Genomic DNA, 23,382 nt, shown 5'->3' with positions numbered 1-23,382 from the left:
GCATTATCGTAGTTTTGAAATACGCTCTGCTGTGCTTAAAATATCTGTTACACGGACGCCGAAATTTTCATCAATCACGACAACTTCACCTACAGCGATTAACTTGTTATTGATTAAAATATCGACAGGTTCACCTGCCAATTTATCAAGTTCAATAATCGAGCCCTGGGAAACACTCAAAATTTCTTTCACCATTCGTTTCGTTCTTCCCAGTTCAACCGTTACTTGAAGTGGAATGTCGAGTAACATGTCCAAATTGTTCGGTTCTGAATGTGCGGAGCCGGATTCATCGAAATTTGAAAATTGAACGGATTGGATTTTAGGTGATGAACCTGATTCGTCCGTTTTAGTAGTTACATCTGTTTGAGTAGTGGATTGAAATTGCATTTCTTTTGTCTCCTCTGGGTGACGTCCTTCTTCCAATAAATCTGTTAATATTTCTACCACTTGTTTCCCCAAGCGGACAGGAACAAATAGTTGAAGGCTGATATTTTCCTGAGTACCTATTTTCAGTTGGAAATCTGCTTGTACAAACCATTTTTCATCTGTAAATTTTGCGACAGGGAAGTCTTTTAGTGTTTCAATCATGTCCATCGATGACAAGGAATGGGAAACCTCTTGGTCTAGAACCGTAGTCATAGATTGTGAGACAGAAGTAAACATTTTTTGTACTACTTCTTCTACCACTTGAAATTGTTTTCTGATATGGTTCTCTTCGCTGTCCGTATAGATCATGTTTGTCATGGTCTGAACATCATCTGCATGTAGGAAAAGAATCTGTAAGCCGTTGATGCCACCCTCAAATTCTCCCAGAACCACGATGAATGGCTCTTTTGTATTGGTTAATAACTGATCATTTTGTCTGATGGATAGTTTTGGAGTAGAGAAACTTACTTGCTGGGAAAATAGAGTATTGAGCACTGCAGACGAACTTCCCAGTGATACATTCAATAACTCTGTCAATGCTTCCATTTCACGCTTCGATAGGGAACTCTCGGAAATCGTTTCATCGTCCGTTCCACTTTGCCCCAGTAAACCTTTGATTTCATCTGGAGATAACTTATCAGTTTTCATCGAATTCATCTCCTTCTCTATGAACTTCGGTTACTTGCACAGCCATTCGTCCTTTCGAGACACCAGGTTGTGCAAAAAATTTCTGTTTATCATCTACCAATATTGTTACAGGAGCATCGTAAGACTCATTTAAGCGAATGACATCACCGCGTTTAAGATTCAAAAAATCGCCAACGTCTATCGTTGATCGACCTAATATCGCTTTAACATTTAGTTTCGTGGCTTGCAATTTTTTCTCCAATGCTGCAACTTCCTGATTGACCACGGTTTTTTTCTGATTGGCCAACCAATGGCGAGCGGATAACTTCGGTAAAATTTGCTCCAACACTACATGCGGCAAACAAATATTGATGATTCCTTCAACATCACCAATTTTCGCATGTAATGCTACTAAAATAACTGTTTCATTAGGCGGGAACATGGTTAAGAACTGAGGATTCACTTCTATTTCTTTGAACTCCGGAGACAGTTTCACTACAGACGACCAGGCTTCTTGAAAACTGATCAGTGCCTTAACAAAAATCCGTTGAATCACACTGATTTCAATTTCCGTTAAATCGCGGCTTTTTAAGGAGATGTTCCCTTGTCCACCAAGCATTCTATCCACCGTGACATACACCACATCCGGAGAGAATTCCATAACCATGCTTCCTTGAAGCGGTGGCGCTTTAAAAACACCCAAAATGGATTTCTTCTGAACATTATTGATAAATTCCTCATAAGGATATTGCTCAACAGATGTAACAGAAATCTGCACGAATGTACGAAGCTGTGTAGAAAGATAAGATGTCAGCAATCGGGCAAAGTTTTCATGTATTCTATTTAGTGTTCGAATTTGATCTTGTGAAAAACGCATTGCCTTTTTAAAGTCGTATGTTTTAACATTTCTTTCCTTGCTAGGTTTAACCGATTTAGGTTCTTCCTTTTTCAAGGACGATAGAATGGTCTCAATATTTTCATCTGATAAGAAATCCACCAGGACCGTCCTCCCTTCATTCCATCCAGTTTGGCTTCTGCAAACTCGGCAAAAGGTTTAATTTTTGATAGTAGGCTGTCACTTTATTCGTTACTTCTTCAACTGACTCCAAAACATGTACTTTCTTTCCTGACCCCAACGTGACCACAGTATCTGGAGTGGATTCAATTCTTTCGATATAAAGAGCATTTAATGTAAATGGTGTTCGATTAAGTTTCGTTAATTGGATCATGTTAAAAGCGGCTGGAGAGACGCTTCATCCCTCTCAGCCTGCCCTCCCTATTTTATCGTTTCAAGTTTACGACTTCTTGTAAGATCTCATCAGAAGTAGTAATCGTACGTGAGTTTGCCTGGAAACCACGTTGAGCGATAATCATTTCTGTGAATTCCTCTGTCAAATCAACATTGGACATTTCGAGCATGCCAGAACCTATTTCGACATTATTTGTCGTTGCAGTTCCAATCATCTGAGTCAGTGTTTGTGAATCAGCTTTAGAAGTTAATTCATACAAAGATCCGCCAGCTTTATTTAGTCCAGCTGGATTGTCAGGTTGTGCAATTGCGATAGAAGCAATTATTGTTTCTGTTCCATTCGCATCTTTACCAACCACTTCACCTAAGAGATTGATGCTAAAGGACTCATAAGTATTCGAATCAATCTTAATTGGTTCGTAGATTGCAGGGTTTGTAACAGGTTCTCGTCTACCAATTACATTGTAGCCCTGTGAAGTAACAAGATTCCCTTGTGCATTAACAACAAAATTACCAGCTCTAGTCAAATAGCGATCTGCAGTACTATTAGCCGGTACCGTTGGATCTTGAACTACGAAGAATCCATCGCCATTTAAAGCCACATCTGATCCAACACCAGTTGTCATAAATGAACCTGGATTATGAATCACATTGATTGCAGAAGTCGTTGATCCTAAACCAACTTGCATCGAATTAACACCACTGCCTGATAAGTTTTGACTTAATAAATCCTGGAAGTTGATTGTGCTTTTTTTGTATCCAATCGTGTTTACATTCGAAATATTGTTCCCGATCACATCTAATTTTGTTTGGAAACCTTTCATACCTGATACTCCAGAATACATTGAACGTAACATTTGTTTTTCCCCTTTCAAATATTGCCTTATCCCTTTTGTGGATTAGACAATTTCCTGTTCATTTATTGTTTTTGACTATTTTTCAATACGATGGATTGAGTCGATTGGAACCTTGACGTTATCCTCAAGCTCAACTATTAACTCCCCATTTACAATTTCCAGTCCCTTGACAATCCCCTCACCTGACTGCAACTCCCCGTTTACTTCCCGCTCCCAATACACCTTGTTACCAATTAAATCAGCATTTTCGGATAGTGACTGTCTCCATTGAAGACCAATAAACAGATTCATTGCCTGATTCAAGTTTGTTAACTGTTCCAAACTGCTGAACTGAGCCATCTGTCCGATGAATTCCGTATCTTTCATCGGCTCCAAAGGATTCTGGTTCTTCATTTGTGTCACAAGGATTTGCATGAAAGCATCTTTACCAAGTCCATTTTGTGGCTCTGTGTGCATTGTTGCGCCTGCCTTCGGCATTTTGACCGTGCTAGAACTATTCACATTCATTGCAATGCCCCTTCCTCGTTATATTGTATAATCTACTTTCATTAATCCCTCTGACGTATGGTTACGTTCTACAGCGGCTTCTTCTTCAATTCGTTGATAGCCGTTTTTATTGTGTGATGCGTTTCCTTGCTTTTGCTGTTGTTGTTGTTGTTGTTGTGCAAAACGCTGATCTGGGTGTGCGTTTTGTTGTCCAAATGATGGCTGCGAACTCTGTTGCGAAATTTCAATACGATCAAGCGTTACACCCTGCTGAAGCAATGAATTTCTTAACTGATTCACTTGAAGTTCCAACGCTTCTTTAGCCAGTAAGTTACTGGTGAAAATTTGGGCTGCAATCTTTCCTTCTGAAGCTGTCAAACGAATATCCAGATGTCCGAGATGTTCTGGAAAGATGTTCACTTTTATTTGCGTTCCTTCTTGCGTGCCATTCAAACGGAAAGTACCTTTCAGCACCCCACCTAACTCTTCAATCAGGTTTGACATATGAACAGTTGGTGCTGGTGGCGGTGGTGCACTTGCTTCCGGGCGCGTTGGAGCTTGGCTAGCTTTTGCGACTTCCGATGCAGTGCCAGTTAAAACTTGTCCATTCACTTCAGTTGGAACAGGTTCCACTCGTGCAGCGTTACCATCCGATTGTTGAAGCTGTGAAATGGATTGTGTTGATAGTGGTCGTGAAGTGTCTACAATCAGTCCATTATTCCTTGGAGGTTCAGTTAACTGTGTTTGGTCAGTTGGTTGTTGTGTAAAACTGTCCATTTGTTTGAAAATTTTTGCCACTTCGTTTTGCTGTTGTTTTCCTGTAATAGCCTGCTGTTCGTTATCAAGTTGCTGGATAAAGGCGACCAATTGTTTAAATGCCTGCTCTAATTTTTTCGGATCAGCTAAAATATTTTCTTCTACCCCCACAAGTTCTGCAGTGGGTTCGAATGATTTAGTAACAGTTGATTGTTTTTGAATTTCCTGATCGATCTGGTTCAGCAGATTTATCAGTTTTTCCTGAACTGAATCACTCATCACTTGGCCAGGCTCGACACTATGTAGCTGGTTTTCTATTTGAACCGTTTGAGGAGAAAGCATCTGTACGATTACATACATCATTTCCTGCTCTTCGGGTGACAAATTTTCTTTCGGTATTTCCTGCAAGGTTTGCAACATATCCTGAAGTTTTTCCAGGAGTGCTCCCTGTTGATTTACATTTTCTTTTTCTTCGCTTGCACTTTGTCCTTCTGAAGTTACAGAACCTAATAGTGCAGCGAAATTTACCGTGGCTGACCCACTACTTTGTTTTGATGCAATGGGCTTTGAAGTTGAAATGTTGGAAGGAATAGATAAACTCATAGTTTCCATTTTTTCATCACCCTTCAGCTAAACTTGCTTGTGTTGTTCGGTAAAACCTTGTACTTGCCAATTCATCGAAGAAATTCTGTTCTGCCATTTTGCTTTGCTCAACATATATAGTAAGTTCTTGTTGCTTTAAATTTCCCCATGTCTTTTCTTCTTGAGCTTTCATTTGCAAATGAGTTTGTGTTCTCGACACATTATTCTGCAAATGCTCCAGCTCGCGATTCGAGGAAATCAATAGCTCCTGAAGTTGATGGATATAATTGACCAACATTCTTATTTCCGAAATGTTGACTCCATCCTGCTGTTTTTCTTTTTTCAAACGTTCTGCATCCATAATTTTTTTATGGATTGCTTCTTTTTTTCGATGGCCTATTTCTTGTTGTTTGATGGCATCCGCCATTTCCATTTGCGCTAAGCCTTTTTCATTCTCTTTTAAATCCAATATTTTTTGAAATCTAAAGTTGAATTGCGTCACGTCTGTGCTCCCCCAAATTGCGCTGTTAGCCGGTCGATACTCTCTTCCAGCTTTGTCTTTTCATAAATATCTTGTTGCAAGAATTCTTTTATCAGTGGATAGGAACGGATGGCATCATCTATTTCTTTGTTTGCTCCGCTTTTGTAAGCGCCGATATTAATCAGATCTTCCGATGCATCATAAGCTGCCAACAATCTTTTGAATTCAACAGCTGCCTTTTGGTGCTCGTCCGATACAACATCATGCATGACCCGACTGACACTCGACATAATATTGATTGCCGGGAATTGACCTTTTTGAGCTATTTTCCGATCCAATACAATATGCCCGTCTAGAATACCTCGGACAGCATCGGCAATTGGTTCGTTCATATCGTCCCCATCAACCAACACTGTATAGAAGGCGGTAATCGAACCCTTGTTAGACGTTCCGGAACGTTCCAGCAATTTTGGCAGCAGTGCAAAAACACTTGGTGTGTATCCTTTACTCGTTGGTGGCTCACCAACTGCTAGTCCCACTTCACGTTGTGCCATAGCAAAGCGTGTCACTGAGTCCATCATCAACATGACGTTTTTTCCTTGATCACGGAAATATTCCGCAATGGCTGTAGCGGTCATAGCACCTTTTATTCGTTGTAATGGCGTCTGATCGGAAGTTGCCGCAACGACGACCGATTTTTTTAACCCTTCAGGGCCAAGGTCGCGTTCAATGAAATCTCGAACTTCCCTGCCCCTCTCACCTATCAGGGCAATTACATTGATGTCAGCTTCTGTATTGCGGGCAATCATACCAAGCAATGTACTTTTTCCGACGCCACTTCCTGCAAACACACCAACGCGCTGGCCTTGTCCAACTGTCAATAGTCCATCAATGGCTCTTACACCAACTTCCAATGGTTTATCGATTCTCGGTCTTTTCAATGGATTCGGTGGTGTATTATTGGTTGAATATTTCTTCAACCCTTTCGGAAGTATGTTTTCATCCAACGGCTGGCCCGTTCCATCGAGAACTTTTCCTAAAATGGATGGTCCCACTTTGATTTGGAGTGGATATCCGGTTGCAACAACCAGGCACCCTGGACCTATTTGAGATACGTCCTTCAACGGCATAAGTAAAATTTTATTTTCTTTGAAGCCGACCACTTCAGCTTCAATTGGCCGCTCATAGTGGTTCGGATACAACAGACAAAGTTCTCCAATTTTTGCATATGGTCCTCTTGATTCAATGGTCAGGCCGATAACTTGAATCACTTTCCCATGCTTTTTTACTGGCTCAATCTCTTCCAATAATTCGAGGTACTCATCTTCCCTTAGGTTCATCGTTGGTTTTCTCCTCACAATAAGCCAGTAAGTGCTTTTTAATCTCCTGCAGCTGACTGTCAATCGTGACATCATAAGAACCACTTGCCGTATGAATCATACAGCCACCTTTGGAAAGGTTGGCAACCGGAACCAATTTAAACTCTGAGTCAGCTTTTACATAGGTCTTTAATTCTTCGAGAAACGGTAAAATTATCGGATAATCTTCAAGCGATACTTGCATAGTGACATCTTCTGACTCTTCTATATGCTTTAAGGCTTGCTTTACGACGTTCAGTAACTGGTCATCATGCTGCTTCAATTCTTTTTTGATAACTTTCTCAGCCACTCTAACGCTGAGTGACAATAAGAACGACTCAGATTCCTGAACAATTTTTGCTTTTTCTTCGTAAGCCGTCTCTATCAATACATGCATTTCCTCGCGTCTTTGCCGGAATTCTTCTTCCGCTAACAGCTTGCCCTGCTCAAATCCCGCTTGAAAACCTTGTTCAGATGCTGCTTCTGCCATTCTTTTAGCTTCCTGCACGGCTTCATCTTGCTTTTCTGACCACCAGTGGTCAATTTCCGCTCGGGCACTTTCCATTTCACTATTCATTTGCTTTTGAAGTTCTCCGTACTGTGTTTCCAATGCTTCGATTTCCATTAACAACTGTTGCTTCTGCAAAACTGGATCAAGTTCTTGTTCATTCAAGGCCAATGTTTTGCTTTCTATTTTTTTTGTATGAATTATTTTCTTTTCATTGGTCGGGAGCGAATGCGAGCGAATGATATTAGACAATCACTTCATTCCCTTCACCACGGGCCACGATGATTTCGCCTTTTTCTTCTAAACTACGAATCAACGTAACAATGTTTGTTTGTGCGTCTTCTACGTCTTTGAGTTTCACAGGACCCATTATTCCAATTTCTTCGCGAATCAGATCTGCCCGTCTTGTAGACATATTGGTATAAATCGTATCCTTCACTTCATCACTTGCTACTTTCAATGCATAAGTTAAATCTGCATCATTAACTTCACGAATGATACGTTGAATGGCACGTGTATCCAAGTTCACGATGTCTTCAAATACAAACATCCGCTTCTTAATTTCTGCAACAAGATCAGGAGTTTCGGTCTCCAGCTTAGAAAGAATAGCTTTCTCGGTACCACGATCCACTTTACTTAGCACTCTAACAATTGCTTCTACACCACCGGTAGATGTGTAATCTTGTGATCCAGTAGCCGAAAGCTTTCTCTCAAGAATTTGTTCAACCTGATGAATAACCTCAGGCGAAGTACTCTCCATTAAGGCAATCCTCCTTGCTACTTCTGCTTGCTTTTCAGGAGGCAGTGCGGAAAGGATTTGCGATGATTGCTTTGGTTCCAAATACGATAGTACTAGTGCAATCGTTTGTGAATGTTCATGCTGTAAAATATTCAAGATTTGATTCGGATCTGCTCTTCTTGCGAAACTGAACGGTTTAACTTGCAACCTGCTCGTTAATCTGCCAATTGCATCCATTGCCTTTTCTTTACCTAGCGCTTTTTCAAGAATATCCTTTGCATATTCCAGGCCGCCTTCATTCATATAATCTTGGGCAAGAATCATTTCATAAAATTCATCGATTACCTGTTCTGTTTGACTGTTTTTTAATTGTCGTATATTTGAAATTTCCATTGTTACTTGATCAATTTCTTGTTCCGTCAACTGTTTAAAAATTTCCACAGACACGTCCGGTCCCAATCCCACTAACAATACGGCAACTTTTTGTATCCCACTTAGCTCTCTTGCATTTTTAGCCATGTGTCACCCTCCTACTCATCTGCCATCCAAGAGCGTAACAATTTAGCAAAGTCTTCAGGTCTACCTGTAGCAAGCTTTTCAATCGTTTTTCTCTTAGGATTTGCTTTTGTATTGAACTCGGATAGGTCAACCTCAGCTTCTTCAAAGTTGCTGACTTTTTCGATAGGTTGATTAAACATATCAAGAACATATTCTTCTTCCTCCATGCTTTCACGCTTCCTTTTACGGATTATGAAGATTAAAACTATCAGAATCAGAAGTAGGACAACACCCCCAACGATAATCCAGAACAGTGGGTTCGAGATATTGTTCATTGACAACAAAGATTCACCCGATGTTTCACCGTCAACCACAGGTTTTCCTTGGAACTCCGTTGCAAATACTGATATACGGTCATCCAGCGCTTCTTCCGTCACTTGCGTTCCATTCATGCTTAATGAAGTACTTACCGTGTTTTTCAAGAGATTGCTGATATCATCTATATTTTGTTGTGTTAAGCTATCCGGATTTTCAGGATTGGGAGGTTCAACTCCAACATTGATTGTTATGTCATCTATGACATATGGACTCAATTCAATTTGGCGGTTGATTCGATTGACTTCACGATTGATACGTTCTTCCGTTTTATCGGATTTCGTATTTCCCTCACCATCAACCCCTGGGTAATTGGCGATTTCAGTCTCTCCAGTCCCAGTTGCATCAGCAATAGCCGTCCCTTCACTCGAATAGGACTCTACAATTCTTTCTACACTGATATCGATGCCTTCATTCTTTTCTTTATCCACGGCTTCAACCAGGTTTTCTTCCCGCTTTTCCTTGGTGAAGTCAATCGTTGTCATGACAGACACGACTACTTTGTCATGTCCCAGCGTCAATCCCAGCATTTGTTGCAGTTCACGCTGAATATCTCGTTCAATATCTTTTTTGATTTCCCGTTGCTGTTGATAGACAGATAAGGCCGTATCCAGTTGGTTTTCTTTTTGAATCTCGAAAACCTGGCCATTTTGATCCATTATGACAATTTCTTCTTGAGGCAAATTGGGAACACTTTTACTGATTAGATGATACAGACCATTGACTTGCTTCTGATCTAGTTGAAAGGATGGATCACCTTTTACAACAACAGATGCCGTTGCCACTTGTTCTTCATCCGATATCCAAACATTTTCTTTTGGAAGTGTGATCATTACGTTTGCTTCGGTTACGCCATCAATTTGCTTAACCAAATCAGCAAGTTCGTTTTGCATTGCGTCTCGTTCCACTACATCAAAATGACGATCTGTCATTCCCAACCCCATATTTTCACTGAAGATGCTGTAGTTTACGTTCCCGCTTTTCGGAATGCCGTCCGCTGCCAAGCTGACTTTTAAGTTGGCCACTTCTTCATTCGGAACACTGATAGACTTCCCATCAGATGAAACTTGTACTGGAATACCTTGTTCTTCGATTGCCGTCTTGATTTCACCAGCCTCTGAAGGAGACAAACCAGTATATAGCGCCGCAAAACTTGGGCGGGAGTTTAAAAAAACAAATACAAAAAGTAAAAGTAATGTGATGAAAAATGTGCCGGCCACAGACCATTTTATTTTTGGAGAAAAACTGCCCCATGATTCTATTATTTTGTTTTTATAATCCAATATCTTTTCTTTCATTTATCTCATCTCACCCTAAAAATCATAGTTGCATTCTCATCACTTCTTGGTAAGCTTCAACAACCTTGTTTCGTACTTGAACGGTAAGTTGCAAAGAAAGACTTGCCTTTTGTGAAGCAATCATCACTTCATGGACATCCTTTACTTCACCCGTTACCAATTGGTTGGTCAGTTTATCCGATTTGTTCTGTGCGGCATTTACTTCTTCGAGCTTTTGTTTAAATAGTTGACCAAAATCTTCCACCTTATCTTCAGGCTTTAGTTTTGTGATTGATTGGTTTTGTATAAATGGTGTTTGAATCAAGCTTAATTTATCCATAGTGCCTCCTAGCAATCTGATAGATTATTTACCAATCTCCAAAGCTTTTATGAACATATTCTTCGAAGCGTTCAATGCTGTAATATTCGCTTCGTACGAACGTGTTGCAGACATGAGATCGACCATTTCTTTTATCGGATCAACATTTGGCAAACGAACATACCCGTTCTCGTCAGCATCAGGATGAGAAGGATCATAGGAAAGGGTAAATGGTGCTTTATCTTCATCAATTTTTGAAACTGTAACTCCCGAAATTTTAGAGGACTGATTATTCATTGCCGACTGAAGTTGCTGTTGAAATGGTGATACCCCGCTTTGTGATAATTCCACAGATTTCCGACGATACGGTACCCATTCGCCGTTTACAAGTTGCGCACGAGTCGTGTTGGCATTGGCAATGTTTGAAGAAACAACGTCCATTCGCATACGATTCGCCGTTAACCCTGATGCACTGATATTAAAACCATTAAATAAGCTCATAACTGCTACCTCCCATCATTGATTACTGTTCGTAAACTGTTGAATTTGCCGTTCACTCTTTCCGTTACGGCGTTATACCATAGTTGATTTTTGGCTAACTCTGCCATTTCATAGTCCATATCTACATTGTTTCCATTAGGATTGAATTGTGTGGACTTATTTTCTTTTATGGTCGGATTAAAATTAGACGATTCACTGCTGAAAGAAATATGTTTTGCATTTGTTTTGTAACTGGACATACCTTGGTTATTGATTGCATCATTCAATGTAGACTTGAAACTCACTTGCTTGCTCTTGTAGTTGGGTGTATCGACATTTGCGATATTAGCCGAGTGAACTCGCTGCTTTAATGTGGCATTTGATAATGCCTGCTCCAATGACTGAAAAGATTGAGGAAATAGTTTCATCTTTTAACCCCCCATGTATAAGTGTTTGGTCCATATAAAAATCCACCTTTAATTAAAGGTGGATAACTTTAAAAGCTTCCATCTTCGGTAACCCGGCTGCCGTATCGATTTCACTTAGGCCCGTGGCTTTGCGTCCTTATCTTTCGAATAAGTTTGCCGTTATCGGTATGATAAAAACTCTAAATTTTAATCTAATTGTCATATCGTGTCATATTTCGTCATATTTTAGTAATAAATGTACCAAAAATATAATCTCACATTTTCGTCTATTTGTATATTTTTATTTTTCTTTGTATTTTGTTTACCTTAATTTACAATATTGACCTATATTTTCTGTCAACTTCGTGTTATGCTAACGCATAAATCAACCCTATCGCGTTTGAAAGGAAGAAAAAAGGCATGTTTCGTGGTTTATATACTGCCACATCAGGTATGATGGCAAATAACAGAAAACAACAAATTTTGACAAATAATTTAGCCAATGCGAGTACTCCTGGATTTAAACAAGATCAAAATGTCTTGCGTGCGTTTCCTGAACAATTGATAAAAGCAATGGAAATGAAAGGCACGACTGGCGGTACCATGAAAATGGGTCAATCCACTGTGGGCACTTTAAATACAGGCGTATATACACAGGAAGGAATTCCTTCATTTCTTCAAGGACCACTAAAAGACACAGGAAATACAACAGACTTTGCTCTTCTTGATGAAAGTTTGCCCGTGAATCCGGTCACTCAAAAAAAGGGTTCTCTTGTATTTGCAGTTGGACTGGAAAATGACCAAGTCCGGTATACACGAAATGGACAATTTTCAGTTGATCAAAACGGCTTCCTAAAAACGAGTGACGGTTACAACGTCTTGAATCAAAATTTGCAACCTATCCAAGTGAACTCAAAAGAATTTACAGTTCAAGAAGATGGCCAGATTATTCTACAAAATGGTTCCGCTACAAATCGTCTATGGCTTGGGTATACCGAACAGCCTGAACAATTAGTTAAACAGGGTCAGGGATTATTACGCTGGGAAGGAAATCCGGCAGAAGGTCCTCAGTCCATTGAAGGTACAGGCTTAACCGGTCCCTTCGTCAAACAAGGATTTATCGAACAATCCAATGTGGATCTGACTCAAACAATGACGGAAATGATGAACACTTATCGAGGTTTCGAATCGAATCAAAAAGTCATACAGGCATATGACCGCAGCATGGAAAAAGCAGTCAATGAGATTGGCCGTATTTACTAAGGAGGTATGAATACATGAGTATCCAAATGATTTCCGCCACAACATCCATGCGTGAATTGCAGAAAAAAATTGATATCATTGCTAATAATATTTCCAATTTAAATACAAACGGGTACAAACGGCAGGAAGCGAACTTTTCAGATGCCCTTTATCAATCCATTGAAAAGCAAGCCGGAACTCACAACGAAATTGGCCGAATCACGCCGAACGGTCTTCGAGTTGGTTCTGGTGCAATCATTACCCAGACGTCGATTCGGACTGAACAAGGGTCCATGAAAAAAACGGATCGCCCTCTTGATTTCATGATTCAAGGAAATGATGCATTTTTCCGCGTGGCTTCCGAAGGAAAAACTTACTATACAAAAGATGGATCATTTCAAGTTCAGCCGATCCTGAATTCTAACCAAGTAAACTTGGTCACGTCTTCTGGTGATTCGGTTCTCGATAGCAATAACCGCCCGATTGTTTTTGATGGAGATTATAACAACATCAAAGTAACGGAAAACGGAATACTTGAAGTGTCTTATCGAAATACTTCAAAACAGCCAACCCAAATCCAGTTGAGCATCGCCCAAATTAACAGGCCGAACCTTCTCGAAAAAATCGGAGCCAACCGTTATCAACTTCCTGGAACGGAAGCAAATCAAGTAGCAAACGGTACCCTGCAAATTGGAAACAATGATGGTTCGTTCCGAATCACTCAAGGGGCACTCGAAATGTCCAATGTTGATATGACTGATGAAATGACCGAATTAATTTCTACTCAAAGATTGCTGCAATCCCAAGGAAGAGCGATATCATTTGCGGATGATATGATGGGCTTGGTCAATACAATGAAATCATAATTTAAATAGAAGGATGGGTTTAATGACTTTGTCATTAATCCTATCCTTTTTTCTATTGTTTGATATTCCTATGAAGTTTTGTTTCCGTTCACCCAATATGTTGTAAATTCAAAAAAGCACTCACCATATGGCGAATGCTCGTTAAAGACTGTAGACAAAAAATAATAAGAGTGAATATAACTGAAGACTAATGAAAAAGAACGTATGCAAGAAAATGTTGATTTCCTTTGCGGCGGACGAGTTTCGCGGGCACGGCTTTAGTCGCCGCCTCCACTCCAATCAACGGATTTCGCTTCTGTTTGCGTATCTCTTCATATTATTTCATTAGTAAGATGGTCGGCAATTTCTGAAGACTCCTGCGGAAAAACGAAATAAGCTAGACCCCACAGGCAACGAATTGTGCACAATTCGTTTGCGACGAGTAACCGCAGGAGCATAGGATTTTTAAGAGTCGAGGAGGCTAGCGTTTCGTCCGCGGAAAGCGAAAGAAATAGCCGACCATAATATTTTTCGATAGAGTGCAAAAGATAAGAATGCGAATTTTTATACTTTTATATTGATTAATATTCTTTTGTCAACAAGCTGAACAGGAGTACTCACCATATGGCGAATGCTCCTAATTCTTTATCTTAGAAAATCCATCAAAGTTTGCTGAATGATTTTTGCTGAAGCAGCAAGACTTGCCTGATAGACACTCTCTTCACTTTTCAACTTCGTGACGGCTTCTGCATAATTCACATCTTCCAGCTTTGATAACAAGGACTTAAGTTCAATATTACTGTCTTGAATCCGGTTTTCAATTCCTTCAACGCGATTCTTTCTTGCGCCCGCTTCTGATGCTACAGTTAACATTCGATCGATGCCTTTATCGATTTGATCCATCTGAATGTCAGAACCCGAACGAAGATCTGAAGCTAGTAAATTCAATGTGTTAAACAGATTGGTATTATCAGCAGCATTTCCAAATAACTCATCGGCAGTGATATTTCCTTTTACTGCTACGCCATCCGCAATCGTAAACATTTTGGCACTCGTATCAAATGTATCATTTTGATACGAATCTTTATTGGGATAAGGGGGCACATCCGTTTTTAGACCATTGAATATATGTTTGCCGTTTACTTTAGAATTGGCAAATTGGCGAATTTGCTCGGTCAATTCTTCCACTTCTATTGCAATGATATTACGTTCAGATTCCGAAAGAGTCCCGTTGTTTCCTTGGACTCCTAGTTCACGTACTTTCTGCATGACATTGACCATGTCGTTAATCGTCTGATCTGATTCATCCAACCAAAGGTTAGCTTCATTGGTATTACGTTCAAATTGATCATTAGCAACAAGTGCACTTTTCAGGTTCATGGCCTTACTTACGCCATTCGGATCATCAGATGGGCGGTGCAGCTGTTTGCCTGTCGAAACTTGATTATTTGTTTTTTCCAGTCGGCTCAAGTTCTGATTCATATGGCGAACTGAATTTTGATGTAACATTTGCTGTGTAACTCTCATCATCATTTACCTCCCTTGCACTTCATCAACGTGCAGCCATGCGGTTGATGATTGTATCGAGCATCTGATCCGTCGTTGAAATCATTCGTGCTGCAGCACTATATGAATGTTGGTACTGAACTAAATTAGCCATTTCTTCATCGAGTGAAACACCCGTTATCGATTGACGACGGCTATCTGTCGCTAGCAAGGTTGCTTCATAGTTTGACACATTTCGGATGGCCGTTTGGCTTTCCGCTCCAAGCTCACTAACAAGCGCTCGGTATTCATTGTTTACACTCTTGTATTTTTGCTCATTGCCCGGAATCAAAGAAGTAATTTGGCTACTATCAGATTCAATTAACGGATTGACTTTAAGTGAAGCAATCGTATTCCCGCTGAATAGATTTTCTCCAGGTACGTTGGGATCCGTTGATGACATCTGGTTTGCCTGGACAAAATCATTGACAATTTTGTTCAGGTTCGCTTGGTACTCATCAACCGTATCTATCGATTTAAGGATACCAGACAATTCGCCTCCGACTAAATCACTAACAATAACTTCAGTAGTAGTTGGATCACTATCAGCTACAGTGGCAAGCTCATTAACAGCTGATCCATCAACTAGTGTTTCACCAGAGCTTAAGCTGATTTTATAAGTTCCGTCTGATTGGTCGGCAACATTAATATCCACAATTTCCGATAGTTCTTCAACAAGTACATCTCGCTTATCCAATAAATCGTTCGCCTGCGTACCATTACGTTTGATGCTGTCGTTCAACTGGGCAATTTGTTCCAAATAACCGTTCGCTTCATTAATTTTCGCCGTCAATTGGTTATCCAAGTCCGCCTTAGCACCTGTCATTGCACTATCCATAGCTTGCGCGGTATCGATGAAAGCCTGTGCCCTTTCTTTGATTACTGCTTTAGCGGAAAGGCTATCCGGATCATTCGCCAAGTCTTGCCAAGCTCCCCACAGTTGATCCATTGAAGAACTTAATCCCGTTTCGCTTGGTTCATTGATAATCGTTTCAAGTTGATCAAGTGTTTCTTGTTTGACGAGTGCTTCACCTAGTTTTGCGGTTTGATCACGATATTTCTCGTCTAAAAACTTGTCTCTCACACGAGTAATGGAGTCCAATGAGACCCCAGTACCAAGTTGGCCTGGGTTGACTGTACCGCTTGTCCAAATGTTTAGAAAAGGGGAAGTGGATGCATTCACTTGTTGGCGTGAGTAGCCTCTGGTATTTGCATTGGCAATATTGTGACCTGTTGTTGCAATTCTTGCCTGCCCCATCATTAATCCGCGCTTCCCAACCTCTAATCCGTGAAATGTTGAAACCATCTTATACCCTACCTTCTAACGTCAATCATGCTTTTGTATCGAAAAAGCCACGATTGCTTGTTTGTGATTTTTGTTGACCTATAGGAGATTGATAATTGAAGTGTTGTTGTTTTGACTTGGTAATGTGTTCGATCATATGTTGAACAAAATTCACTGAGTCTTCAATTAGAGACTCATTTACTTTATTTATATCATGCAGCTCCATCATGAGCTGTTGCAATGTTTTCAATTTTGATTGTAGATTTTTACTCGTAAGTTCATCTGGAAGTTGTTCTACAAATTGACTGAAACTAAGAGAAGGATGATTTTTCATCACACTTTCAACCAGCTTTTCACGCTCCTGATCTACTTGATTGAGTTGTTTTACAATCTTCGCTTCCTCTTGTACCAGTTGATTCAACTCGTCCACTTTTCGTTCGACTAAAACAACTTTCTTTCGTTCCGCCAAGTTGATGAGTTTTTCCAGTATTACTATCAATTCTTTCAGCGTCGTGATTAACTGTAGCATCCGACACCCTCCTCTATTTAGGCGAACATCTATTTATCAAACCAGAATTGATAGATTTTATCTGCCACTTTATCATTATGAATTTGATACTCACCTGACTGAATTTGGGCCTTTAATGTGCTGATCTTTTCTTGTCTGTCTAAATCTATTTCGGTGTTCTTTTCAAATAACTCTTTTGCTTGATTTGAAATTTGAAGCTGGTCTTCTTTTTGCAATGGTCTCGTTTTGCCAACTTGGGAGACCTTCATTTGTTTTTGATAAGATTGAATAAAGGAAGAACCTGTCGTCTTATCGATATTCATTCCTTCACCGCCCTGTCGTTTATTTTCATTTCTTTAACTGCCAATATTGTGGCGTGTTCACTTTTGTCGGTTGTTTATTTTGTTTATTTCTAATCTCATCCTGGAGATTTTCTCTTTTCAAGGTTTGATTGATTTCAGATGAGAATTGATTGAAACACTCATCACATAACAACTGTCTTTTTATCTTTTCACCACAATGCGCACAGCGGTAACCCAGGTTTGGGTAGTCCTCCGCAAATATCCGACCGTCACGAATGAAATCAGCAACCTGTTTCAATGAAACACCCGTTTCTATGCTTACTTCTTCAATCGTAGCAAAACGATTTTTCTCGTCTGTTAAAAAGTCGGAAACCAGTTTGAAATCGTCCTCAGTTTTTTTGTAACAGCTCAAGCAATAATCTGTATGATCTCTGAGAAACAATTTGCCACAAATCCTGCAGTTATCCAATTGACCTGATTGCATTTAAATCACCTGAATCTTTCTAATGTATATATCGGCACTTCTCACAAAATGTTTAGTACAAATATGAATTATTGTAATTTAAATTCCGTTACCAATACCCGTTCGACTTCTCCTGTTTCCACGATACCTTCAAGTTTTGCAGATAGTTCCTTTTCAAGTTTGACAATGCCTTCCTTGCCAATTAACTCGTCCTTTGTAAAGCCGGCAACAGTGGAAATGATGGCGGCCCGCACTTCAGGTTTACGTTTTTCCGCCTCTTCTTTCGTTTCCTTGCTACTTAACAAAATATTGAACTGAACAATCGCAAAATTGTTGGCGGATGCTAGATTGGTTGTGATGACGTCGGTGTCAACACTCATTTCAACCAGTTCTTCTGCTGAAATTACTTTTTCCTTTTCATTTTCCTTGCCCATTACTTCTTCTTTCAAAAAAAACATGGCTCCCCCGCCAAATAAAATGATAGCGAAGAAGAGGATGACTAAAACTTTCATTTTCCCCATGGTACACCTCTTCAGTGGTTAGTTTCTTGCTTGTATGGTGATATCAAAACTTCCACACGGCGGTTTTCTGCTCTGCCTTGTGGAGTGTCATTTGAAGTAATCGGTCGGTACTCACCATATCCGGTTGCACTAAATACTTTCGGGTCTAGCTGTTTATTTTCAAGAAGTATTTTCATGAAATTGATGGCCCTTGCAGCACTTAATTCCCAGTTTGATGGAAACTCTTCTGAATTAGCCGGAATATTATCCGTATGACCATCAATATAAATGTTCCGTGGTGGGTCTGTAACCAGTAAATTTGAAATCTCAACCGCAATCGTTCTTGATTCTTCGTTTATATCCGCACTACCCGAAGGATAAAGTACCCCTTCTTTTATCTTCAACACCAACCCTTTGCTTGTCAGAGCTGTTTCAATTTTTGTAGATAATCCCTTGTCTTTTATGTAAACTTCAATTTTCCCCTTGAGTTCTCCGAGTTCTTTAAAGTCCTGCTCAAGGGTTATTTCAGCTTCTGATTTCACTCCAGTTTCAGGTGTAATCTCATCCAGTTTGGAGATTTTGGACGTATCAGTCATAATTTCAATAGCCGCTTCTTCGTCCAGAATGCCTGTCCCACCTTGGAGCTCATTATTAAATGACTCTGAGATTTCCTCGAATTTCTTGGAATCTACCTCACTGGCCGCAAATAACACGATGAAAAGAGCGAGTAATAGCGTCAAAATATCGGCATAAGGAATCAGCCATGATTCATCAACATGATCTTCATGTTTTTTCTTACGCTTCAACGCGAACACCTTCTCTTGTTTTTTCTTCCTGCACAAGAATACGATCTTTAACAGGTAAATACGTCAGTAATTTCTCTTCTACTATGCGCACTGGAAGACCTTCCTGAACAGCCAGCAAGCCTTCTAACATAATCGATTTCATTCTGGCCTCCTGCTCTGATTTACGCTTTAATTTATTGGCAAATGGATGCCACATGACATACCCCGTAAAAATACCGAACAAAGTAGCAATAAATGCCGCCGAAATGGATTTACCAAGCAATGTAATATCGTCCAAGTGGCCAAGTGCCGATACCAATCCCATTACGGCGCCGAGTACCCCGAGTGTAGGTGCATATGTACCTGCTTGTGTAAAAATTTTCGCCCCAAGCTCATGTCTCTCTTCCATCGCAATAATTTCTTCTTCCATCAGTTCACGAATATGTTCCTGTGATTGACCATCAACCACCATTTTCAAACCACGTTGTAAAAATGGGTCTTCCACTTCTTCCGAACGCTCTTCTAATGCCAGTAACCCTTCTCTTCTTGCGACCATCGCCCACCCCGTGAACACTGGAATCAATTCTTTAAGAGGAACCATCTTCGACTCAGAAAAAACCACCTTAAATAGAACAGGGATTTTCTTCACTTCTTCAAATGGAAACGCAATAAGTATGCAGGCAACTGTTCCGCCAAAAATAATGACGAGTGCCGCAGGATTATATAAAGCGATTGGATCGGAGCCTTTCAAAATCATCCCGCCGACCAGTACGAACATTCCAAGTATTATGCCTAACCATGATGTCTTATCCACACCAAACCCTCATTTCAATTTCAAAGAATAACAAACGTACCGTGACCTTTAGTTCTTTTTCGTAAGCTCAATGACTTGCTTCCATGTATCACGCAACTCTACAACATACCCTTCTACTTCTTCCAGTGTTTCCAGGTTATTTTTTATATTGGCGTCAACCAGTCGAGTGTACATATATTCGTAAAGTTGTGTCATATTGTTGGAAATTTCGATTTCTTGGTTCAAGGTGATTCGCAGCTCTTGAATTATGTTTTGTGCCTTAATGATATTTGTATTTTTTACCTCGTAATTCTTTTCGGTCATCGCTTTTTTGGACAGCCTGATGAACTTTAAGCAACCGTTATATAACATCAGTGTAAGCTCCTGTGGAGATGCGGTCATCACTGAATTTTGTTGGTAAGTTTGGTAAGGATTGATTGTTGACATATAATGTCCCCCTGATTTTCACTTTCGTTTATCAATGAATGAACCTTCTGTCGCCACATTTTGATAGGCTCCAATATATTTTTTTGAAGCTTGCTTAGTCTTACTGATTCGATTTATCTGCGCTGCAAACGATTGGTGTAGCCCATTCATGAGCGGTTGCAGCAAAGACTCGTACTCTTTAAGCTTGGCAATCAGATTTCGGTCTTCTTCGTCCCATTGAAAATCTTTTTGTTCCTTTAACACCGCGAGCTGGTGAATGACTATTTGCCGCTGATCAAACAGCAATTGCAATTCTTCCAATTGTCCATCACTATTGTTTTCCATCTTGGAATTTACCATTGTCGCCAGTTGATAGATTTCTTCACTTATTGAAAGAAGTTTTATTAAATTGAAATGATACTCATTCATCACATGCCACCAAACATGTTTTGCTGCATCCATACACTTTGTTGATTCATCTGATTCATCGCTTTTTCCATTGCAGAAAACTGTTTCCAATGACGGTCTTCTATACGAATTAAGCGATCCTGCCATTTGCTGATTTCTTCATTCATCTCTTTGATTTTCTTCGTAATAACGCTGTTGTCTATGGTACTTCCAGGATTGCCTGCACGGTTACCCAAGTTTTTGATAGCCTCGTTCAGCTCCTCGTAAACACGGTCCCCGATACCAAGACCACCTGTCTTGTTCGTAAACAACTGCATTACTTCGTCAGGTTTGTCAGCCAGAGCTTTTTTTAGCTTATCTTCATCGATATTCAACCTCGCGCCTTCGCTGTAATGGCCAGTCGAGATTCCAATTTGCGACAGCAGGTTGATGTTTCCCGCTGAAATACCTTCCACTGGATTCATGAACGCGCGGCGAAGTTCCATTACTGCATTTTTTAAAATCGGGTCATTACGCATCAAGCCGCTTTTAGATTTTTCTTCCCATAATTCGATTTCCTTCTCACTCATCGCTCCCCGCTGTTCATCGGTCAGTGGCTTGAAATCAGGATAGCGCTTTTCAATCAATTTTGTTTCAATTTCAGTGATTGCTTTATTGTACTGTTCTACAAAACTCTTGATTGATTCCAACGGTTTTGTCGTATCAGAATTTACGGTAATTGTTACAGGACCATCGACTTTAACAAGATTCAGCACCAATCCATTCATGGTCGTTTGATTGGAAGTCAACCCGTCAATAAGGATGCCGTCCAATTTCACTGCCCCATTAGTTGCTTTGGAAGAATATGTGGTCGCAGCTGTTGTCGAAAACGAAGTCTGTGTATCGATACCGACAACTTGCTTCGCTAACGCAGCAGAGTCAAAGTTGAGCGTGAAATTCTCTGTTGCCCCCATTCCTTTTGACGAGACAAAAAATCTAGAAGTCGTATCATCAAAGCTCACGCGAAGCGCAGGCGAAGTACCCGAGGTTGCATCCTGCAACTTTGTCGCCACTTCTTTATAGGTCATAGTTGAAGTTACCGCCACAGAAACAGAGCCCGTACTGCCGGTGACACTAATGTTCCCATCAATTCCAATTGCATCGATTCCTTTTGCCGACGTGCCGTCCGTTTTCAGGATAGCGTTCGCTGAATGTAATTTTGCAGAACTTGCAATGCTCAAGACTTCCGCTTGATACGATCCAGAAACCGCACTTGAGGTTGTTGAAACCGATAAGCTTGCCGTGTTTGATGAAGTCGCGCTGAAGGCATTGAACGCTGATGAAAAACGAAGGCTACTCGCACTCGTCCGCAGTTTAGATAAAGTTAAATTGAAATCGCGGTAAGAATCCTGCTGCCATTCAGTCCACATTTTCTGCTGGGTCAATTTATCAAGCGGCACTTTTTCTGCCGTCATAAGATCCTTCACTATTTGGTCAATATCCATCCCTGAACCTAATCCGCCTATACGCATTTTTCATCACTCCGTTTTCATTCGTCTCTTTAACGTTTTTCATCTACTAGCAATCCTGTTATTTCCGCTATCGAAGCATACATATCCAGAAACTTTTTATTGGGAATTTCCTTTAGGACTTCTTCTGTTTGTGTATCAATAATTTGGACGTAATATACGTCCAGCTTTTCATGCAGTCTAAACTTTAAGGCAGTTGAAGTAGGTTCCAAAAACTCATTCATGCCGTCTACTTTATCCTTCAGTATTTTCTTCGAAATTTTCTCGGGGAATTCATGCACCTGTTTATCGGGCTGTTCTTTGTGTTGTACCGGATTTACTGCTGTAACTTCAATTTTATTTGGAAAATAAACAACTGGTGTATTTTTCACTTCCATAGACGGTTCTCCCCTTGCAGTATCAGTTTGTTTATCGGTTGATTCCAAGGAAAGGCAACTTCAACCGTCACGTATATATTAGTTATCGGCACAATGATAGAAACTTTTAATAGGAAAACAGCAAAAAATAAAACCGATTCACAAGGAATCGGTTTACTGAGTTAAGTTAAGTTATTAAACTGTTTGCTGACACCTTTCGTCCAGTGGTTATTCAAACCTGTCGGATCGTTTGTGGCCCCAACCGGAGCATACTTCGCGCCAATTTCAGCAATCGTGTCTTTTCCTTGGTTTAGGTAATTTTTTCTCAAATTCCGTGCCATATCAAAAATACTGTCTTCCACACTAGCATAGCTTCTCAAACCATCTTTGCCCATCATTCCAGCAACATTATTTTTCTCGTTAACTGCACGTGAGGAACCATTACCTGTTTCATGAATCGCAATTGCAGAAAGTAATCCAGGGTCAATATCGTATTTTTTTCCTGCATTAATAAAGTGAATAGCAGTCCCAGAGAGCTTACCTTCAAGCATATTATCAAGATTAAGGAACTGCACTGGCTTGAAACGAAAATCACTTTTATCATTCGGACTGGTTGCCACCAGGTGGGGATCAATTGGAGTGATTGAAGATGCAGATGTTTGATTAGGCTGCAACATTACTTGTATTGGTGTAAAAGAACCGCTATTCTGCGGGAAAAGTTGATTTTGAGACATAAAAACTTCTGGAGGAGCATCGTGCTGAATACTTTGACTTTGCATCGTGGCATTCAAAATCATCATGAATAGTGACTGATCATTCGTCATGCCTCCCAATGAAGGAGTTCCTGTCTGGTTTATAGAAGAAATGGCCTGCGCCATAGATGTCATCGTCATATATTGAAACCAATTGGACGAAATTGGACTGGTCATTTGTAATTCCCCACCCTTTTTGTATTGAACATGATTCAATTATACGAAATACCCCAAAAAAT

29 protein-coding genes and 1 riboswitch are annotated in these 23,382 nt (G+C 40.2%); of the genes, 2 read left to right on the top strand and 27 right to left on the bottom strand.

From position 1 onward, the window contains the following. Window positions 1-3 precede the first annotated feature (3 nt). From fliY to flgB, 14 genes are all read right to left on the bottom strand, one after another. Window positions 4-1,074: a flagellar motor switch phosphatase FliY gene (gene fliY / locus AC1DSK_RS04065; RefSeq protein WP_477546717.1), complete on the bottom strand. Its 1,071-nt coding sequence runs from the start codon at window positions 1,072-1,074 to the stop codon at window positions 4-6. Next, entirely contained in the window at window positions 1,064-2,053 is a 990-nt protein-coding gene (fliM, locus tag AC1DSK_RS04060) for a flagellar motor switch protein FliM (RefSeq protein WP_477546901.1), read from the bottom strand. Before fliM ends, fliY begins: the two co-directional genes overlap by 11 nt. Window positions 2,054-2,066: 13 nt before the next feature. Next, entirely contained in the window at window positions 2,067-2,282 is a 216-nt protein-coding gene (locus AC1DSK_RS04055; RefSeq protein WP_036660291.1) for a flagellar FlbD family protein, read from the bottom strand. Window positions 2,283-2,334: 52 nt separating this feature from the next. Next, window positions 2,335-3,159: a flagellar hook-basal body complex protein gene (locus AC1DSK_RS04050; RefSeq protein ID WP_477546716.1), complete on the bottom strand. Its 825-nt coding sequence runs from the start codon at window positions 3,157-3,159 to the stop codon at window positions 2,335-2,337. A 75-nt stretch (window positions 3,160-3,234) separates the two neighbouring features. Further along, window positions 3,235-3,666 (bottom strand): flagellar hook capping FlgD N-terminal domain-containing protein, encoded by a 432-nt coding sequence (locus AC1DSK_RS04045; protein WP_477546715.1) that lies wholly within the window; start codon window positions 3,664-3,666, stop codon window positions 3,235-3,237. Between the two features lie 18 nt (window positions 3,667-3,684). Continuing rightward, window positions 3,685-5,013 (bottom strand): flagellar hook-length control protein FliK, encoded by a 1,329-nt coding sequence (locus tag AC1DSK_RS04040; RefSeq protein ID WP_477546714.1) that lies wholly within the window; start codon window positions 5,011-5,013, stop codon window positions 3,685-3,687. Between the two features lie 7 nt (window positions 5,014-5,020). Continuing rightward, window positions 5,021-5,485 (bottom strand): flagellar export protein FliJ, encoded by a 465-nt coding sequence (fliJ, locus tag AC1DSK_RS04035; RefSeq protein ID WP_477546713.1) that lies wholly within the window; start codon window positions 5,483-5,485, stop codon window positions 5,021-5,023. After that, complete coding sequence (fliI, locus tag AC1DSK_RS04030) at window positions 5,482-6,804, bottom strand: flagellar protein export ATPase FliI (protein WP_477546712.1); 1,323 nt, start codon at window positions 6,802-6,804, stop codon at window positions 5,482-5,484. Before fliI ends, fliJ begins: the two co-directional genes overlap by 4 nt. After that, the gene (locus tag AC1DSK_RS04025; protein WP_477546711.1) at window positions 6,785-7,582 is read right to left on the bottom strand and encodes a FliH/SctL family protein; all 798 of its coding nucleotides are present in this window, start codon (window positions 7,580-7,582) and stop codon (window positions 6,785-6,787) included. Before AC1DSK_RS04025 ends, fliI begins: the two co-directional genes overlap by 20 nt. Continuing rightward, window positions 7,575-8,588, bottom strand: a complete 1,014-nt coding sequence (gene fliG / locus AC1DSK_RS04020; RefSeq protein ID WP_477598076.1) for a flagellar motor switch protein FliG — start codon at window positions 8,586-8,588, stop codon at window positions 7,575-7,577. Before fliG ends, AC1DSK_RS04025 begins: the two co-directional genes overlap by 8 nt. 11 nt (window positions 8,589-8,599) lie before the next feature. Beyond that, entirely contained in the window at window positions 8,600-10,240 is a 1,641-nt protein-coding gene (gene fliF, locus AC1DSK_RS04015) for a flagellar basal-body MS-ring/collar protein FliF (protein ID WP_477546709.1), read from the bottom strand. A 22-nt stretch (window positions 10,241-10,262) separates the two neighbouring features. Beyond that, window positions 10,263-10,559 carry a flagellar hook-basal body complex protein FliE gene (gene fliE / locus AC1DSK_RS04010; protein WP_477546708.1) on the bottom strand — a complete coding sequence of 99 codons (297 nt, stop codon included), beginning with the start codon at window positions 10,557-10,559 and terminating at the stop codon, window positions 10,263-10,265. Window positions 10,560-10,583: 24 nt separating this feature from the next. Beyond that, entirely contained in the window at window positions 10,584-11,039 is a 456-nt protein-coding gene (gene flgC, locus AC1DSK_RS04005; RefSeq protein WP_477546707.1) for a flagellar basal body rod protein FlgC, read from the bottom strand. Window positions 11,040-11,044: 5 nt separating this feature from the next. Then, the gene (gene flgB / locus AC1DSK_RS04000) at window positions 11,045-11,446 is read right to left on the bottom strand and encodes a flagellar basal body rod protein FlgB (RefSeq protein WP_477546706.1); all 402 of its coding nucleotides are present in this window, start codon (window positions 11,444-11,446) and stop codon (window positions 11,045-11,047) included. A gap of 83 nt (window positions 11,447-11,529) precedes the next feature. After that, window positions 11,530-11,614, bottom strand: a riboswitch (cyclic di-GMP riboswitch). A 231-nt stretch (window positions 11,615-11,845) separates the two neighbouring features. Here flgB and AC1DSK_RS03995 point away from each other — a divergent pair. Together AC1DSK_RS03995 and AC1DSK_RS03990 are read left to right on the top strand one after the other, a co-directional pair. After that, the gene (locus AC1DSK_RS03995) at window positions 11,846-12,688 is read left to right on the top strand and encodes a flagellar hook-basal body protein (protein WP_477546705.1); all 843 of its coding nucleotides are present in this window, start codon (window positions 11,846-11,848) and stop codon (window positions 12,686-12,688) included. A gap of 14 nt (window positions 12,689-12,702) precedes the next feature. Further along, window positions 12,703-13,533, top strand: coding sequence for a flagellar hook-basal body protein (locus AC1DSK_RS03990; RefSeq protein ID WP_477546704.1), 831 nt, complete (start codon window positions 12,703-12,705; stop codon window positions 13,531-13,533). A 624-nt stretch (window positions 13,534-14,157) separates the two neighbouring features. Here AC1DSK_RS03990 and flgL read toward each other — a convergent pair. The 13 genes from flgL to AC1DSK_RS03925 form a co-directional block, all read right to left on the bottom strand. Continuing rightward, window positions 14,158-15,042, bottom strand: coding sequence for a flagellar hook-associated protein FlgL (gene flgL, locus AC1DSK_RS03985; RefSeq protein ID WP_477546703.1), 885 nt, complete (start codon window positions 15,040-15,042; stop codon window positions 14,158-14,160). Between the two features lie 22 nt (window positions 15,043-15,064). After that, on the bottom strand, window positions 15,065-16,363 hold the full coding sequence (flgK, locus tag AC1DSK_RS03980; protein ID WP_477546702.1) for a flagellar hook-associated protein FlgK: 1,299 nt from the start codon (window positions 16,361-16,363) through the stop codon (window positions 15,065-15,067). A gap of 25 nt (window positions 16,364-16,388) precedes the next feature. Next, entirely contained in the window at window positions 16,389-16,871 is a 483-nt protein-coding gene (locus AC1DSK_RS03975; protein ID WP_477546701.1) for a flagellar protein FlgN, read from the bottom strand. Window positions 16,872-16,900: 29 nt separating this feature from the next. Further along, window positions 16,901-17,173, bottom strand: coding sequence for a flagellar biosynthesis anti-sigma factor FlgM (flgM, locus tag AC1DSK_RS03970; protein ID WP_477546700.1), 273 nt, complete (start codon window positions 17,171-17,173; stop codon window positions 16,901-16,903). A 25-nt stretch (window positions 17,174-17,198) separates the two neighbouring features. Next, on the bottom strand, window positions 17,199-17,636 hold the full coding sequence (locus tag AC1DSK_RS03965) for a flagellar protein (RefSeq protein WP_477598073.1): 438 nt from the start codon (window positions 17,634-17,636) through the stop codon (window positions 17,199-17,201). A gap of 68 nt (window positions 17,637-17,704) precedes the next feature. Then, the gene (locus AC1DSK_RS03960; RefSeq protein ID WP_477546698.1) at window positions 17,705-18,136 is read right to left on the bottom strand and encodes a flagellar basal body-associated FliL family protein; all 432 of its coding nucleotides are present in this window, start codon (window positions 18,134-18,136) and stop codon (window positions 17,705-17,707) included. 11 nt (window positions 18,137-18,147) lie between these two features. Then, entirely contained in the window at window positions 18,148-18,921 is a 774-nt protein-coding gene (motB, locus tag AC1DSK_RS03955) for a flagellar motor protein MotB (protein ID WP_477546697.1), read from the bottom strand. Further along, complete coding sequence (gene motA / locus AC1DSK_RS03950; protein ID WP_477546696.1) at window positions 18,911-19,714, bottom strand: flagellar motor stator protein MotA; 804 nt, start codon at window positions 19,712-19,714, stop codon at window positions 18,911-18,913. Before motA ends, motB begins: the two co-directional genes overlap by 11 nt. A 48-nt stretch (window positions 19,715-19,762) precedes the next feature. After that, window positions 19,763-20,140 carry a flagellar export chaperone FliS gene (fliS, locus tag AC1DSK_RS03945; protein ID WP_477546695.1) on the bottom strand — a complete coding sequence of 126 codons (378 nt, stop codon included), beginning with the start codon at window positions 20,138-20,140 and terminating at the stop codon, window positions 19,763-19,765. An 18-nt stretch (window positions 20,141-20,158) separates the two neighbouring features. Then, window positions 20,159-20,548 carry a flagellar protein FliT gene (gene fliT, locus AC1DSK_RS03940; RefSeq protein ID WP_477598071.1) on the bottom strand — a complete coding sequence of 130 codons (390 nt, stop codon included), beginning with the start codon at window positions 20,546-20,548 and terminating at the stop codon, window positions 20,159-20,161. Next, a complete protein-coding gene (gene fliD / locus AC1DSK_RS03935; RefSeq protein ID WP_477546693.1) occupies window positions 20,548-22,038 on the bottom strand; it encodes a flagellar filament capping protein FliD in 1,491 nt (496 codons plus the stop codon). The genes fliT and fliD overlap by 1 nt, the downstream gene beginning before the upstream one ends. 29 nt (window positions 22,039-22,067) lie before the next feature. Next, complete coding sequence (gene flaG / locus AC1DSK_RS03930; RefSeq protein WP_477546692.1) at window positions 22,068-22,412, bottom strand: flagellar protein FlaG; 345 nt, start codon at window positions 22,410-22,412, stop codon at window positions 22,068-22,070. A 161-nt stretch (window positions 22,413-22,573) separates the two neighbouring features. Beyond that, window positions 22,574-23,320 (bottom strand): glucosaminidase domain-containing protein, encoded by a 747-nt coding sequence (locus AC1DSK_RS03925; RefSeq protein WP_477546691.1) that lies wholly within the window; start codon window positions 23,318-23,320, stop codon window positions 22,574-22,576. Window positions 23,321-23,382: the final 62 nt, after the last annotated feature.

It is taken from the genome of Paenisporosarcina sp. P4_B8 (genome assembly GCF_056402175.1).
The sequence above is the reverse complement of the archived record's forward strand: the minus strand, read 5'-3'. Positions and strand labels throughout refer to the sequence as shown.

What these genes read in the sequence shown, in the direction of transcription:
- AC1DSK_RS04050 (WP_477546716.1), bottom strand. Translation starts at nt 3,159, where the DNA reads ATGTTACGTTCAATGTATTCTGGAGTATCAGGTATGAAAGGTTTCCAA.
- AC1DSK_RS04045 (WP_477546715.1), bottom strand. Translation starts at nt 3,666, where the DNA reads ATGAATGTGAATAGTTCTAGCACGGTCAAAATGCCGAAGGCAGGCGCA.
- AC1DSK_RS03965 (WP_477598073.1), bottom strand. Translation starts at nt 17,636, where the DNA reads ATGCAATCAGGTCAATTGGATAACTGCAGGATTTGTGGCAAATTGTTT.
- AC1DSK_RS04055 (WP_036660291.1), bottom strand. Translation starts at nt 2,282, where the DNA reads ATGATCCAATTAACGAAACTTAATCGAACACCATTTACATTAAATGCT.
- fliS (WP_477546695.1), bottom strand. Translation starts at nt 20,140, where the DNA reads ATGTCAACAATCAATCCTTACCAAACTTACCAACAAAATTCAGTGATG.
- flgK (WP_477546702.1), bottom strand. Translation starts at nt 16,363, where the DNA reads ATGGTTTCAACATTTCACGGATTAGAGGTTGGGAAGCGCGGATTAATG.
- flgM (WP_477546700.1), bottom strand. Translation starts at nt 17,173, where the DNA reads ATGAATATCGATAAGACGACAGGTTCTTCCTTTATTCAATCTTATCAA.
- flgL (WP_477546703.1), bottom strand. Translation starts at nt 15,042, where the DNA reads ATGATGAGAGTTACACAGCAAATGTTACATCAAAATTCAGTTCGCCAT.
- fliD (WP_477546693.1), bottom strand. Translation starts at nt 22,038, where the DNA reads ATGCGTATAGGCGGATTAGGTTCAGGGATGGATATTGACCAAATAGTG.
- flgC (WP_477546707.1), bottom strand. Translation starts at nt 11,039, where the DNA reads ATGAGCTTATTTAATGGTTTTAATATCAGTGCATCAGGGTTAACGGCG.
- AC1DSK_RS03960 (WP_477546698.1), bottom strand. Translation starts at nt 18,136, where the DNA reads ATGGGGAAAATGAAAGTTTTAGTCATCCTCTTCTTCGCTATCATTTTA.
- fliE (WP_477546708.1), bottom strand. Translation starts at nt 10,559, where the DNA reads ATGGATAAATTAAGCTTGATTCAAACACCATTTATACAAAACCAATCA.
- fliF (WP_477546709.1), bottom strand. Translation starts at nt 10,240, where the DNA reads ATGAAAGAAAAGATATTGGATTATAAAAACAAAATAATAGAATCATGG.
- fliG (WP_477598076.1), bottom strand. Translation starts at nt 8,588, where the DNA reads ATGGCTAAAAATGCAAGAGAGCTAAGTGGGATACAAAAAGTTGCCGTA.
- flaG (WP_477546692.1), bottom strand. Translation starts at nt 22,412, where the DNA reads ATGGAAGTGAAAAATACACCAGTTGTTTATTTTCCAAATAAAATTGAA.
- flgB (WP_477546706.1), bottom strand. Translation starts at nt 11,446, where the DNA reads ATGAAACTATTTCCTCAATCTTTTCAGTCATTGGAGCAGGCATTATCA.
- fliT (WP_477598071.1), bottom strand. Translation starts at nt 20,548, where the DNA reads ATGAATGAGTATCATTTCAATTTAATAAAACTTCTTTCAATAAGTGAA.
- AC1DSK_RS04040 (WP_477546714.1), bottom strand. Translation starts at nt 5,013, where the DNA reads ATGGAAACTATGAGTTTATCTATTCCTTCCAACATTTCAACTTCAAAG.
- AC1DSK_RS03925 (WP_477546691.1), bottom strand. Translation starts at nt 23,320, where the DNA reads ATGACCAGTCCAATTTCGTCCAATTGGTTTCAATATATGACGATGACA.
- fliI (WP_477546712.1), bottom strand. Translation starts at nt 6,804, where the DNA reads ATGAACCTAAGGGAAGATGAGTACCTCGAATTATTGGAAGAGATTGAG.
- AC1DSK_RS03975 (WP_477546701.1), bottom strand. Translation starts at nt 16,871, where the DNA reads ATGCTACAGTTAATCACGACGCTGAAAGAATTGATAGTAATACTGGAA.
- fliY (WP_477546717.1), bottom strand. Translation starts at nt 1,074, where the DNA reads ATGAAAACTGATAAGTTATCTCCAGATGAAATCAAAGGTTTACTGGGG.
- AC1DSK_RS03995 (WP_477546705.1), top strand. Translation starts at nt 11,846, where the DNA reads ATGTTTCGTGGTTTATATACTGCCACATCAGGTATGATGGCAAATAAC.
- AC1DSK_RS03990 (WP_477546704.1), top strand. Translation starts at nt 12,703, where the DNA reads ATGAGTATCCAAATGATTTCCGCCACAACATCCATGCGTGAATTGCAG.